Source organism: Mycobacterium colombiense CECT 3035 (assembly GCF_002105755.1).
GTDB lineage: Bacteria > Actinomycetota > Actinomycetes > Mycobacteriales > Mycobacteriaceae > Mycobacterium > Mycobacterium colombiense.
Map to the genome: position 1 here is coordinate 4,517,970 of NZ_CP020821.1, position 13,032 is coordinate 4,531,001.

Consider the following 13,032-nt stretch of genomic DNA (forward strand, 5'->3'; position numbering starts at 1 on the left):
TCCGGAACCGTCATGCCGATCGTCCGCGTGGCAATCCTCGCGGACAGCAGGTTGACGGAAATGGCCTTGCCCGCGGAGCTGCCGCTGCGCGAAATCCTGCCCGCCGTACAGCGTCTGGTGGTTCCCGCCGCAACCAACGGTGACTCGGGGGACGGCGCCGCCGGGCGCGGTGCCGCCGAGATCGGCGCGGCGACCCAGCTGAGCCTGGCCCCCATCGGCGGTGCGCCGTTCAGCCTGGACGCCAGCCTGGACACGGTCGGAGTTGTCGACGGCGACCTGCTGGCGCTGCAAGCGGTGCCGGTCGGCCCGGCCGCGCCCGGCATCGTCGAGGACATCGCCGACGCGGCCATGATCTTCTCGACCTCCCGGATCAAGCCTTGGGGCGCAACGCATATCCAGCGTGGCGCCCTGGTCGCGGCGATCGCGGTGGCGTTCCTGGCCACCGGCCTGTCGGTCACCTACCGGGTGGCCACCGGCGCGCTGCTGGGACTGGTCGCGGTCAGCGCGGTCGCGGCGTTGACCGCGATCGTCGGCCTGCTGGTCACCGCGCGCTCGGCGCGCACCGGAATGGCGCTCTCGATCGCCGCGCTGCCTCTGATCGCCGCCGCACTGGCGCTGGCCGTGCCGGGCCGATTCGGCCCCGCCCAGGTGACGCTGGCCGCCGCCGGCGTCACCGCGTGGTCGCTGATCGCCTTGATGGCGCCCAGCGCCGAACGGGAACGCATCGCCGGTTTCTTCACCGCGACCGCGGTGGTGGGTGCCGGGGTGCTGCTGGCCGCCGGCGCCGAATTGCTCTGGCACCTCACGCTCATCGCCATCGGTTGCGGGCTGATCGTGGCGGCGCTGCTGGTCACCATCGAGGCGCCCCAACTGTCCGCGCTGTGGGCGCGGTTCCCGTTGCCGGTCATCCCGGCGCCTGGGGATCCCACCCCGTCGGCGCCGTCACTGCGGGTGCTCGAAGACCTGCCGCGCCGGGTCCGGATCAGCGACGCGCATCAGAGCGGCTTCATCGCCGCCGCGGTGCTGCTCAGCGTCCTGGGCTCGGTGGCGATCGCGCTGCGGCCCGAGACCCTCAGCGGCGCCGGCTGGTACGTGGTGGCCGCCACCGCCGCGACGTCCGTGCTGCGCGCCCGGGTCTGGGATTCGGCCGCGTGCAAGGCGTGGCTACTCGCCCAGCCCTTCCTGGCCGCCGGCACGCTGCTGGTGCTCTACACCTCGACCGGACGCTACGCCGGCGCCCTGGGCGCGGCGCTGGTGCTGCTGGTGCTCGTGGCGGTGTGGATTGTCGTGGCGCTGAACCCGGGCATCGCTGCGCCGGAGAGCTATTCGCTGCCGGTGCGCCGGCTGGTGGGCTTCGCCGCAACGGGACTCGACGCCTCGCTGATTCCCGTGATGGCCTTCGTGGTCGGTCTGTTCGGCTGGGTGCTCAATCGATGATTCGGCCGGCATCAGCCTGCTGCGCGGCGGCATTGGCGTTGCTGCCCGCCGCCGCGACGTGGACGAGTCCGCCGGCATCCGCGATCAGCCCGCCGACGGTCGATCCCGGCGCGCAACCGCCCAGCGGGACACCGGGGCCCGGGCAGCCGATGGAGCAGCGCGGGCCGTGCAGCACGTCCGGGGTCGTCCCCGGCAGCGATCCGGGTGCCATCACGCCAAGCCAGTCGATGCTGAATCTGCCTGCGGCATGGCGCTTCTCGCGGGGTGAGGGCCAGCTGGTGGCGCTGCTCGACACCGGGGTGCGCCCGGGCCCGCGGCTGCCCAACGTCGAACCCGGTGGTGATTTCGTCGAGACCACCGACGGGCTGACCGACTGTGACGGGCACGGAACCTTGCTGGCCGGGGTCATCGCCGGCCAACCCTCGCCCGACGACGGGTTCTCCGGCGTTGCGCCCGCGGCGCGGGTCGTGTCGATCAGGACGGCATCGGCCAAGTTCTCACCGCGGACGCCGGGCGGCGATCCGCTGATGGCGCGCGTGTCGGCCGAGGTGTCGACCCTCGCCCGGGCGATCGTGCACGCCGCCGACCTCGGTGCCCGGGTGATCGACATCGGCTCGGCCACCTGCATGCCCGTGGACCGGCCCGTCGACCAGGCCGCCCTCGGCGCCGCCGTCCGCTACGCGGCGGTGGACAAGGACGCGGTGATAGTGGCCGGCGCCGGGGACAGCGGGCCGACCGGCGCCGGCGGCGGCGGGACCTCGTGCGAGTCCAACCCGCTCACCGACCTGAGCCGCCCGAACGATCCACGAAACTGGGCCGGCGTCACGTCGGTGTCCATCCCGTCGTGGTGGCAGCCCTACGTGCTGTCGGTGGCATCGCTGACCCCCGATGGCCAGCCGTCGAAATTCACCGTGGCGGGGCCGTGGGTGGGGGTCGCGGCGCCCGGCGAACGCATCGTGTCGATCGGCAACGCCGACGGCGGCGCGCTGGCCAATGGCCTGCCCGACGAGCACCAGCAACTCGCCGCCCTGAGCGGAACCGGTTACGCGGCCGGCTACGTGGCCGGTGTCGCGGCGCTGGTCCGCAGCAAGTATCCCGACCTGAATGCCACCGCGGTGCTGCACCGCATCACCGCGACCGCGCACAACGGTGCCCGCGACCCGTCGAACGTGGTGGGCACCGGCACCGTGGATCCGGTGGCCGCACTGACCTGGCAACTGCCCGCCGGTAACCAGCCCGGCGCGGCATCGGTGAAGCCGGTGGCCGTGCCGCCGGCCCCGGCGCCCAAGGACACCAAACCGCGCACCGTCGCGGTGGCCGGCACCGCCGCGCTGGCCGTGCTGGTCGCGGTGGCCGGCGCCGTCACCGCAATCGCACGCCGACGAAAGGACCCCACCCCGTGAGCAAGCATCGGATACCGACTCCCGGGAGCGGTCGAATCACGTTGGCGCTGCTGGCCATTGTGCCGGCGGCGATGGCCTACCCGTGGCGAGGCCCGCGCGACTACTGGCTGCTGGGCATCGCGGCCGCCGTGGTGGTCGTGTTGTTCGGCTGGTGGGGCGGTATGTACTTGACCGCCATCGTGCGCCGCCGCCTGGCGATGATCGCCCGCGGCAACGCCGTCCCCTCGGCCACCTCCGACGCGGCGGCGACCGCCCTGATTCGCCTCGGCGCACCGGAGGACGACTCCGACGTGTTGCCGCTCCCGCTGATCGCGAGCTACCTGGACCGTTACGGCATCCGGGCGGACAAGATCCGAATCACCAGCCGCGACAACGCCGCCGACCCGTCACGCCGCGAGACCTGGATCGGGCTCACCGTATCGGCGCCCGACAACCTGGCCGCGCTGCAGGCCCGCTCGCCACGAATCCCGTTGCACGAGACGGCTCAGGTCGCGGCCCGCCGGCTGGCCGATCATCTGCGGGAGATCGGTTGGGATGCCACCACCGTCGCGGCCGAGGACGTTCCCCGGTTGCTGACGTCCAACCCCCGCGAGAGGTGGCGGGGAGTCCAGCGTGGTGCCTCGGATTACCTTGCGGCGTACCGGATTCAGGTCGACGACGCGCTGCCGGAGACCTTGGCGGCAATCCGGGAGTATGCCGCGCGCGAAACCTGCACCGCGCTCGAGGTTGCCGGTGACAACCGCCGGCCCACCGTCGCGGTCGCCTGCGCGTTCCAGACCGAGACCGCCCCGGACGGCAAGGCGCCGGTGGACGGGCTGACCCCGCAACGCGGTAACCACCTGCCCGCGCTGACCGCACTGGACCTGTTGTCCACGTATCGGTTAGACGGCCACACCGCCGCGCCGCAGGACCTGCTCGCGCAGCTGAATTGGCCCACCCTGGCCGGCGCGGCCCACCGGCGCGGCGAGACCGGCGCCGAGAGCGCCGACACCGCTGAGGCGGTCAGAACATGACCTCCTGCAGGAACGCGGTCATCCGGCGCAGGTAGTCCAGCTGGCTCACGTGCAGCACATGGCTGCCCGGAAACCAGTGCAGCGCACAGTGATCCCAGTGCTGCCACAGCTTGACGGCATGGTCGGGCGGCGCCATCCGGTCGCCGAGCCCGGTGATGATCATCCGGCGGTCCCGCGGCACCAGCGGGCGGTAGTTCAGGGGGCAGTGGTAGGCCAGCCCGGCCGCCAGGTGGTCGCGGGTGATGTCGGAGAGTCGCAGGCCCAGCCGCACCAGCTGGTTGGCCGGGAACCATTCGTCGAACAACGTCGACGGGGTGACCACCGGACAGTTGGGAATCACGGCCTCCAGCCGGTCGTCGGCCGAGGCCATCAGCGCGGAGGTGTAACCGCCCAGCGAGATGCCGGTGAGGGCGATGCGGTCGACCCCCGTGTGGCGCAAATAGTCGATGAGGGAACGAAAGTCGTGCACGGCCTGCGCCATGGCCTCGGCGAAACCGCTGAGCCCTCCCGCAAAGTAGCCGAAACCGCTGAAAGGCGAATACTTTTCGGCCCGCTTGCCGTGAAAGGGTAACGTGTACATCAGCACGTCGTAGCCGGCCCGGTAGTACCAGGGCAGCGAAAAGAACCGCCCGTTGGCCAGGTACGACGATCCCATGAACCCGTGGATCACGCACAGCGTGGGACGGGGCCCGTCGTCGTGGCGCCAGTGCTGCGCGCGCACGGTGTTGTTGGATGCCCAGCTGCTCCACCGCGTGCGCATGGCGGGGTTGATCGCGGTGAAGCTGCTGGGGAACGCGATGTTGTCGACCGTGCCACGCGCGACCCACTCCGCCAGCGGGCTGGCCCGCCGCGACCTCACCCGGGGCAGCTCGGTGGGCCGCGGGAAGGACCGCGCCGGGTCCTGCGCCGCCCCCAACTCCGCGTAGAAGTCGAGGTTGCCGCGCTCGGTGGCGGAATCGGATTGCCGCAGCGTGGCCGCGACCACGAACGGCGCCACCGTGGTGGTGAGCAGCGAGGCCACCCAGGTGCGCAGGGCCAGATCGCCGAGGGCCGACGCCTCGACTACCATTCGCTGGCGGGGCGACAACGCCGAGTGGGGGGGTAATCCGCCGGCGCCGGCCGGTAGATCGGCGCCGGGGACGTCTGGGACCGGGATGGGCGGATCGATCGGATCTGAGTCGGACGCCACGCACGCGATGGTAGCCGGGCGGGCACGCGTCTCCTGGGCGTTTCGACCGGTTTCGGTCGTGACGGCGTTATCCGGGGACCATCCGGGCCGCGTCGGCGCACCATAGGAGTTATACGGTTTGCTAGCGGCGCGCGAGGATCGGGAGGATCGACATGTGGGATCCGGACGTCTACCTGGCCTTCGCCGACCATCGCGGCCGCCCCTTCTACGACCTGCTGTCGCGGGTGGGTGCCGAGCGGGCTCGTCGCGTCGTCGACCTCGGTTGCGGCCCCGGTCACCTGACGAAATACCTGGCCCGGCGCTGGCCCGACGCGGTGATCGAGGCGATGGACAGCTCACCGCAGATGGTGGCCGCGGCCAAGGAGCGGGGCATCGACGCCGCCACCGGCGACCTGCGGGACTGGAAGCCCAAACCCGACACCGACGTGGTGGTCAGCAACGCGGCCCTGCACTGGGTGCCCGAACACGCCGACCTGCTGCGGCGGTGGGCGGGGCAACTGGCCCCCGGATCGTGGATCGGCGTCCAGATGCCGGGCAACTTCGAGTCGCCGTCCTACGCCGCCGTGCGGGCGCTGGCCCGCCGCGAGCCGTATGCAAAGTTGCTGCGCGACATACCATTTCGTGTCGGTGCCGTGGTTCAGCCGCCGGCGCATTACGCCAACCTGCTGCTCGATGCGGGATGCAAGGTCGACGTCTGGGAGACCACCTATCTGCACCAGCTGACCGGCGAGGATCCGGTGCTGGAATGGATCACCGGCACGGCGCTGGTGCCGGTGCGCGAGCGGCTGGACGACCAGACGTGGGAGCAGTTCCGCGAGGAGCTGATCCCGCTGCTGAGCGACGCCTACCCGCCCCGCGCCGACGGCACGACGATCTTCCCGTTCCGCCGGGTGTTCGTCGTCGCCGAGGTGGGCGGCGCGAGCCGCTCTGCGGGCTAGTCCCGATCGCCACTAGCGCTGCGTGGGCTTGCCTTCCTCGATGCCGCGGTCGGCGGCAATGGCCGAGCGGGGGGTCGGCTTCGCATGATGGATCTGCAGATATGTCTCGGTGTACCGCGCGGAGATGCGGGTGCCCGCGAACTCCGACGGGATGACATCGCCGGTGCGCTGACGCCAATCATGCAGCCGCACAGCGAGATTGGCGGCGATCTCGTCCGCGCCCGCCCCGTCTCCGGCGAGTAGGTTGGTGGTCTCGGTGGGGTCGGCGTGCAGGTCGTAGAGTTCACGCTCGGGCCGCGGCGACTTGACGAGCGGCGCGACGGCCAGCCCGGACGGGCTTTCCTCGATGTCCAGTGGCAGATCGAGCAGCGGCCGGGGCACGTAGTTCTCGATGTAGCTGTAGTCCTTGGTGCGAATCGCGCGAATCGGATCGAACGAGTCGTGGTAGGTCTTCATGGTGTAGACGTGATCGCGCACCGGCGTGGTCGGGGAATCCGGCTCCAGCAGAGCGGGCGCGTGCGATAGACCGTCCACGTCGGCCGGAGTGTCAATTCCCAACAGCCCCAACAGGGTCGGGACCAGGTCGACCGCGCTGAACAGCTCGTCGTAGACGCGGGGAGTCATGGACCGGCCGGTGGGCGGCCGAATGATCATGCCGATGCCGGTGCCGGCGTCATACAGCGTGGATTTCGCCCGCGGGAAGGCCGGGCCGTGATCGGTGAAGAACACCACCCAGGTACTGGCGTCCAGACCGGTGTCGGCCAGGGCGTCCAGCAGCCGCCCCACCGCGGCGTCGGCGGTGCTGATGGCCCCGTAGAAGTCGGCGAGGTCGCCGCGCACCTCGGGGGTGTCGGGCAGGTAGTCGGGCGGGTCCACCTGGGCGCTGTCGGCCGGTGTGTAGCGGTCGCGCGGATAGGGCCGGTGCGTCTCGAAGAAGCCGGCGGTCAGCAGAAACGGCTGTCCGACAAGGCCGTCGGCGCTTTGGCGCAGCCACTCGTCGGCCCGCTCGGCCACGTAGTCGCAATAGGAGTTCGACACGTCGAACTCGTCGAAGCCCAACCGCTTGGGGTAGGACGTCTCGTGCTGCATTCCGAAAAGTGCTGAGTACCAGCCGGATTCGGATAATATTTGGGGCAGGGTGCGGATGCCGTCACGGTATTCCCAGCCGTGGTGGGCCAGGCCGATGAGGCCGTTGTTCTGCGGGTAGCGGCCGGTGAACAGCGATCCGCGCGACGGCGAGCACAGCGGCGCGGTGGCGTGCGCCCGGGTGAACAGGATGCCCTCGGCCGCAAGGCGGTCCAGTCGCGGGCTCGACACGTCGGTGTGGCCGTAGGCGCCGAGGTAGCGGCCCAGGTCGTGCCAGTGCACGATCAGCACGTTGTCCCTGTGGGCCGTTTTCCGTTTTTGGTCCGCTGTGTCGCCCGGCGTCAATGGGGTCACCTCTCACATTGCCTTGCGACCGGCGACGTTACCGCAACTTCCCCGGGTGTTTCCTGAGTGCCGACGGGTCAGGGCGCCGGCAGTTGACCCCATCGGTTTTCGCAGACGAATTCCGACAACGGTCGCGCGACCGCCCACCCGTCCAGTTCCAGCGCCGGGCGGTCGGGGAATTCGGGCACCGGTCCCAGGCACAGGATGGCCACCGGTTCGGCGCCGTTCGGCATCTCCAGCAGCGCCGCCAGCCGGTGCGGATCGAACAGTGACACCCAGCCCATGCCGAGGCCCTCGGAGCGCGCGGCCAGCCACAGGTTCTGGATCGCGCAGGACACCGACGCCAGGTCCATGTGCGGAAGCGTGCGCCGGCCGAACACGTGCGCATCGCGGCCGTCGCCCAGCGCCACCACGAACAACTCCGCGCATTCGAGGATGCCCTCGACCTTGAGCGCCAGGAACTCGTCGGCCCGCTCGCCCAGGGCCGCCGCGGTGCGCGGACGCTCCTCGTCGACCAGGGCGTGAATGCGCCGCCGCAGCGCGGCGTCGGTGATGCGGATGAAGCGCCACGGCTGCATCAACCCGACGCTGGGCGCCGCGTGCGCGGCCTGCAACAGGCGCGCCAGGACGGCCTCGTCCACCACCGCGCCGGGAACGAACCGGCGCATGTCACGGCGTTCGTAGATGACGCGATAGACGGCCCGCCGCTCTTGCGGACTGAATGCCTCACCGGTCACGTCAGCCATCGTAGGAAATCCGCGTTAGCGTGGAGCCTGGCCAGGCCTGAGCGCCTGGCGAACCCCAGGAAGGGAGTGGTTTTCCGTGAAGCCTTCCGATCTGCTCGATCAACTGGCCGCCGACCCCGCGGCCGGCCGCGGTTACGGCGAGCCCTACCAGACCCCGGACGGCACCACGATCATCGTGGTCACCAAACCGCTGGGGGTGTTCGCCATCCGCGACGGGAAGGCCTCCTGGACCCCGGCCGTGGACGGCGGCCGGATCGCGCTGATCGGGGTGATCACCGGCCTGCTGGCCGCGGTGATCGGCAGCCTGGCGGTGCTGCGGCAGCCGCCGTGGCCGCGCATTGTGATCAGGGACTATAGGTGACCCCGACCGCGCGGAACACGTAGTCCGGCGGCATGTCGAACGCCAGCGACCGCCGCGGCAGGCCGCTGAGCACATCGTCGGGAATGGCGACCTTGTAGTGCAGCGACAGTTCGCCGCTGAATTTCTCATCCACCCGCGACACGTCGACGTCGACCTGCAGTCCGGTCGGCGAGATCTCCACCTGCGCCGCGCCGGTCTGCGGCGCGTTCCACCGCACGTTGACGGTCGGGCCGGCCAGCCGGGGCAGCATCGACAGCGTCGCGAGCACCCGCTCCGAGGTGAAGACCAGCGAGCCGGTGTAGCTCGCCACGCTGTGCGGCAGCCGCACACCGGGGATGGTGCCGCTGAATCGCCGGGTCACGGCGACGTAGTCGGCGAGGTACGTGATGCCCTCCGACTCGAGCTGCGCGTGCAGCTCGTCGGGCAGCTTGCCGATGCCGAACAACCTACGGACGAAGACGGCCATATCGACAGTATGACCGCGCTTGTCGACGGGTGCAGCGGGTCGAGCGGCGACGCAGCTGGTATCGGTTGGTTATGACTCGCCCGAGGACGCCGGTGGCGGTGTGGATCGCGGTGGTGGCAGCCGTCGTGTACGCGGTGACGTGGGCGGGCTACTGCCGGCACTGGACCTGGATGTACCGGATGGACTGGTCGTTGCTGAACGCGGCCCGCGACGTTGCGCTCAAACATCCGCTGTGGCCGCGGTTTTGGGAAGCCGTGTCGTATGCGCTGGGTCCGGTCCCGATGTCGGTGCTGGGCATCGCGATGACGGTGTTGGCGCTGGTGGTGCGCAATCCGCGGGCCGCGCTGGTGCTGGTCCTGGCGTGCGGGCCGCTCAACGAATTCGTGACCGCCGGGGCCAAGGCCCTGGTCAACCGGCCCCGTCCGGCGACGATGCTGGTCGCCGCGCCGTCCACGTCGTTCCCGTCCGGGCATGCGCTGGAGGCCACGGCGGCCCTACTCGCGGTGTTGTGCTTTTTCTTCCCGATGATGAACCGGTTGATCCGCGGCGTGGCGGTCGCGGTGGTGGCGGCCGCGCTGCTGACGGTCGGCATCTCCCGGGTGGCGCTAAACGTGCACTATCCATCCGACGTACTGGCCGGCTGGTCGCTGGGTTACCTGTATTTCCTGTTGTGCCTCTGGGTTTTTCGGCCCCCGATCGGGCCGTCCGCCCGCCCGCGGCGTGAGTCCGAGAGCGCCACCGTGCCCTAACGACGCTGTCCCGGTGCACATTTGGTCACGGCGCGGTGACCGAACCGGGGCTAAAGCTTTACTTGACCCTGACGATGTGCCCGTTTGACGATGGAGGGCATGCACCGACTGCTCACTTCATGGTGCGCCGCGGCGGGCGTAATCTTCGCCTCGGTGGTGCTGGCGCCCATCAGTGCCGCCGCCGGCGCTCCCTGGTTCGCGAACGCGGTCGGCAATGCGACCCAGGTGGTTTCGGTGGTGAGCACCGGCGGTTCGAACGCGACCATGGAGATCTTCCAGCGCACCGGCACCGGTTGGCAGTCATTGCGGTCCAACATCCCCACCCACGTCGGTTCGGCGGGCATGGCGCCGCAGGCCAAGAGCGGCGTTCCGGCCACCCCGATGGGGGTGTACAGCCTGGACTCCGCGTTCGGCACGGCGCCGAATCCCGGTACCGGACTGCCCTACACCCAGGTGTCCGGGCCCAACTATTGGTGGAGCGGCGACGACCACAGCCCCACCTTCAACTCGATGCAGGTCTGCCAGAAGGCGCAGTGCCCGTTCAACACCGGCGACAGCGAGAACCTGCAGATCCCGCAGTACAAGCACGCGGTCGTGATGGGCGTCAACAAGAACAAGACGCCGGGTGGGGGAGCCGCGTTCTTCTTCCACACCACCGACGGGAAGCCCACCGAGGGCTGCGTGGCGGTCGACGACGCTCAGCTGGTGTCGATCATGAAATGGCTGCGGCCCGGCGCGGTCATCGCCATCACCAAGTAGCGCCTCAGTCGGTGGCGATCGCCCGTCCGGGCTTGAGCGTGAAGTTCAGCCCCTCCAAAGACATTGTGGCGTCGTAGGTTCGGTCGTAGCCGGTGCCGCTGATCTTCCAGCCGGCGTCGGTCCGCCGGTAGGTGTCGCGGTAGAACGCCGCGCCGATCAGCATGAAGTTGAAGTCGGCGACCATCACCCGGTCCTGCAGATACCAACTGCCCGTGGCGGTGTCGCCGTCGACGGTGATGTCCGGATGCGTCACCCGGTGTTCGGTGATGACGTTCGCGGGCAGCGAGGTCCGCATGTACTCCACCAGGTCGGCCCGGTTGGTGAAGTGCAGCTCGTTGCCGATGGACGGCCCGTAGTCGGCCTTGATGTCCTCGGCCAGGGTGTCGGTGAAGTCGTCCCAATGCTTGGTGTCCAGCGCGCGCAGATACCGGTATTTGACTTGCTTGATCGCTTCGATATCGGCGAGATCGTCGAGGGTCATCAGGTCATTGCAGCACACGCAGGTGCGCCGTCTGCGCTCGCATCGAAGTGCCGGTCGCCGAGACTCAAACGACAGTGATGCTGTGCGGCGGGTCGGGTGCGCGGTTCACGCGTTGCGGTGCCCCCGGCCCTCGGAGAGGTAGCTGGTGACCATGTCGACGAGGGCACGTCGTTCCAGGCTCCAATCGATGGCGGCGCCCGTCAGCATCTGCGCGAGCACCACACCGCGCAGTGTGGCCCAAATGACCTCGGCCACACCCGCATACGCGGGGTCGGTGGTGATCAGTCGCCCCAGCTGGCCGACCGCCGAGTTCATGTCGAGCAGGTGGCGCCGCGAGGAGGGGTCCGGGCCGCCACGCGTCTCGCGCAGGATTTCGAACGCGGCCATCGATGTCGGGCTGCTGTAGCAGCTCCAGGCGGTGTCCACGACGACCTCGATGCGCTCGCGCAGCGGCAGCTCGCTGACGTCGGCCGACGACAGGCTGTCCACCAGCCGCGCCACCCCGTCGTCTACCACCGCCATCAGCAGGCCGTTGCGATCGCCGAAGTGGTACTGGATGACCCCCCAGGTCACGCCGGCGCGTTCGGCCACGTGCTTGGCGGTGGCGGCGGAGAACCCCTCCTCCACGATGCAGCGGACCGTCTCGTCGATGATTTTCGCCCGGGTGTCATCGCCGCGCTTGCGTGGCGCGGTGGTTCGCCGGGTGGGGCCAACCGGGCGATCGGGAGTGTGGCCAGCGACGATGGACATTGTTGACTTTATAACATAGTCGAGTCTATTTTTGGGGCGTGAGCAGCCCCTCGCGATACGCGCAATTGTCCCGCGACGAACTCGTCGTCCTGGTTCCCGAACTGCTGCTGATCGGGCAGCTGATCGACCGATCCGGGATGGCTTGGTGCATCTCCTCATTCGGCCGCGATGAGATGGTGCAGATCGCCATCGAGGAGTGGGCGGGCTCCAGCCCGATCTACACCCGGCGCATGCAGAAGGCGCTGAATTACGAAGGCAACGACGTGCCGACGATCTTCAAGGGCCTGCAGCTCGACATCGGCGCGCCACCACAATTCATGGATTTCCGATACACCGTGCACGACCGCTGGCATGGCGAATTTCAGCTCGACCACTGCGGTGCCCTGCTCGACGTCGAGCCGATGGGCGAGCAGTACGTGTTCGGCATGTGCCACACCATCGAAGACCCGACCTTCGACGCCACAGCGATCGCGACCAACCCGCGCGCCCAGGTGCGCCCGATTCATCGCCCGCCGCGGACGCCCGCGGACCGGCATCCGCATTGCGCCTGGACCGTCATCATCGACGAGTCCTACCCCGAGGCGCAGAGCATCCCGGCCCTGGACATCGTGGGTCGAACCCGCGCTGCGACTTGGGAACTCGACCCCATCGACCCCTCCGACGAGGGACAGGCGGATTACTCCGGCCCGTTGCTGTCCGATTTCGACTTCGCCGCCTTCTCGCATTCTGCGCTGGTCCGGATGGCCGACGAGGTGTGCCTGCAGATGCACCTGCTGTACCTGTCGTTCGTGATCGCGGTGCGGGCGCGCGCCGCCAACGACGATGAGGCCGTCTCGGTGTGCACCAAAGGTCTGACCGGCATCGCGGGAGTGGCCGCCGAGCGCATTCACCGCGCATTGAAACTTCCGGGCGGTGCCGAAGGCGTGTTGCGCGTCCTCGAGCTGCACCCGCTGCTCAACCCGGCGGGCTACGTTGTGGCCGAGACGGAATCGAACCGGCTGCACGTCCACCCGTCGCCGGCCCACGACGACGAATCCTGGATCTCGCTGTGTTCGCCGGGATCCGTGCAGCCGCTCCAGGCCATCGCCACCGCGGTGGAACCGCGGATCGAGGTTCGAGTTAGCGGCACGGCGGCCGACTGGACGGCCGAACTGGTCGAAACCGACACTCCGAGCGAGGAACTGCCAGAGGTTTCGGTGGTCAGAGTCAGTGGGGGATCGACGTTTCAATTCGAGCCCAGGCGTTCGCTGCCGCTGACGGTGTTGTAACACAAGGGTTTTTGTCAAGGGGTTTTCGGTACCGCTTCGGT

General features: G+C 69.3%; 14 protein-coding genes. 8 read left to right on the forward strand and 6 right to left on the reverse strand.

The window, feature by feature from the left end:
• Positions 1 to 12 precede the first annotated feature (12 nt).
• From eccD to eccE, 3 genes are read left to right on the forward strand one after another with little or no spacing between them, the layout of a single operon-like run.
• Positions 13 to 1,437, forward strand: a complete 1,425-nt coding sequence (gene eccD, locus B9D87_RS21175; RefSeq protein ID WP_085977784.1) for a type VII secretion integral membrane protein EccD — start codon at positions 13 to 15, stop codon at positions 1,435 to 1,437.
• On the forward strand, positions 1,434 to 2,840 hold the full coding sequence (gene mycP, locus B9D87_RS21180) for a type VII secretion-associated serine protease mycosin (RefSeq protein ID WP_040629400.1): 1,407 nt from the start codon (positions 1,434 to 1,436) through the stop codon (positions 2,838 to 2,840). The genes eccD and mycP overlap by 4 nt, the downstream gene beginning before the upstream one ends.
• Entirely contained in the window at positions 2,837 to 3,853 is a 1,017-nt protein-coding gene (eccE, locus tag B9D87_RS21185) for a type VII secretion protein EccE (protein WP_007768818.1), read from the forward strand. The genes mycP and eccE overlap by 4 nt, the downstream gene beginning before the upstream one ends.
• Here eccE and B9D87_RS21190 read toward each other — a convergent pair.
• Positions 3,843 to 5,042: an alpha/beta hydrolase family protein gene (locus B9D87_RS21190; protein WP_007768816.1), complete on the reverse strand. Its 1,200-nt coding sequence runs from the start codon at positions 5,040 to 5,042 to the stop codon at positions 3,843 to 3,845. The two genes, eccE and B9D87_RS21190, sit on opposite strands and share 11 nt — an antisense overlap.
• A gap of 152 nt (positions 5,043 to 5,194) precedes the next feature.
• Here B9D87_RS21190 and B9D87_RS21195 point away from each other — a divergent pair, with 152 nt between their 5' ends.
• Complete coding sequence (locus tag B9D87_RS21195) at positions 5,195 to 5,980, forward strand: trans-aconitate 2-methyltransferase (RefSeq protein ID WP_007768813.1); 786 nt, start codon at positions 5,195 to 5,197, stop codon at positions 5,978 to 5,980.
• A 12-nt stretch (positions 5,981 to 5,992) separates the two neighbouring features.
• Here the strand turns inward: B9D87_RS21195 and B9D87_RS21200 are convergent, their stop codons facing one another.
• Entirely contained in the window at positions 5,993 to 7,420 is a 1,428-nt protein-coding gene (locus B9D87_RS21200; protein ID WP_040629398.1) for a sulfatase family protein, read from the reverse strand.
• A 68-nt stretch (positions 7,421 to 7,488) separates the two neighbouring features.
• The gene (bluB, locus tag B9D87_RS21205; protein WP_040629395.1) at positions 7,489 to 8,157 is read right to left on the reverse strand and encodes a 5,6-dimethylbenzimidazole synthase; all 669 of its coding nucleotides are present in this window, start codon (positions 8,155 to 8,157) and stop codon (positions 7,489 to 7,491) included.
• 76 nt (positions 8,158 to 8,233) lie between these two features.
• On the opposite strand from bluB, the gene B9D87_RS21210 reads away from it, so the two are divergent.
• A complete protein-coding gene (locus B9D87_RS21210; protein ID WP_007768805.1) occupies positions 8,234 to 8,518 on the forward strand; it encodes a hypothetical protein in 285 nt (94 codons plus the stop codon).
• Here B9D87_RS21210 and B9D87_RS21215 read toward each other — a convergent pair.
• Positions 8,502 to 8,984 carry a hypothetical protein gene (locus B9D87_RS21215; RefSeq protein ID WP_007768802.1) on the reverse strand — a complete coding sequence of 161 codons (483 nt, stop codon included), beginning with the start codon at positions 8,982 to 8,984 and terminating at the stop codon, positions 8,502 to 8,504. The genes B9D87_RS21210 and B9D87_RS21215 overlap by 17 nt on opposite strands.
• Positions 8,985 to 9,055: 71 nt before the next feature.
• Between B9D87_RS21215 and B9D87_RS21220 the strand changes: the two genes are divergently transcribed.
• Entirely contained in the window at positions 9,056 to 9,733 is a 678-nt protein-coding gene (locus tag B9D87_RS21220) for a phosphatase PAP2 family protein (RefSeq protein ID WP_040629392.1), read from the forward strand.
• Positions 9,734 to 9,832: 99 nt separating this feature from the next.
• Positions 9,833 to 10,492, forward strand: a complete 660-nt coding sequence (locus B9D87_RS21225) for a L,D-transpeptidase family protein (protein ID WP_007768799.1) — start codon at positions 9,833 to 9,835, stop codon at positions 10,490 to 10,492.
• 4 nt (positions 10,493 to 10,496) lie between these two features.
• Here B9D87_RS21225 and B9D87_RS21230 read toward each other — a convergent pair whose 3' ends face one another.
• Together B9D87_RS21230 and B9D87_RS21235 are read right to left on the reverse strand one after the other, a co-directional pair.
• Positions 10,497 to 10,973 carry a nuclear transport factor 2 family protein gene (locus B9D87_RS21230; protein ID WP_282575169.1) on the reverse strand — a complete coding sequence of 159 codons (477 nt, stop codon included), beginning with the start codon at positions 10,971 to 10,973 and terminating at the stop codon, positions 10,497 to 10,499.
• Positions 10,974 to 11,078: 105 nt separating this feature from the next.
• The gene (locus tag B9D87_RS21235; RefSeq protein WP_007768795.1) at positions 11,079 to 11,723 is read right to left on the reverse strand and encodes a TetR/AcrR family transcriptional regulator; all 645 of its coding nucleotides are present in this window, start codon (positions 11,721 to 11,723) and stop codon (positions 11,079 to 11,081) included.
• A 38-nt stretch (positions 11,724 to 11,761) separates the two neighbouring features.
• Between B9D87_RS21235 and B9D87_RS21240 the strand changes: the two genes are divergently transcribed.
• Positions 11,762 to 12,991, forward strand: a complete 1,230-nt coding sequence (locus B9D87_RS21240) for a hypothetical protein (RefSeq protein ID WP_007768793.1) — start codon at positions 11,762 to 11,764, stop codon at positions 12,989 to 12,991.
• Positions 12,992 to 13,032 lie beyond the last annotated feature (41 nt).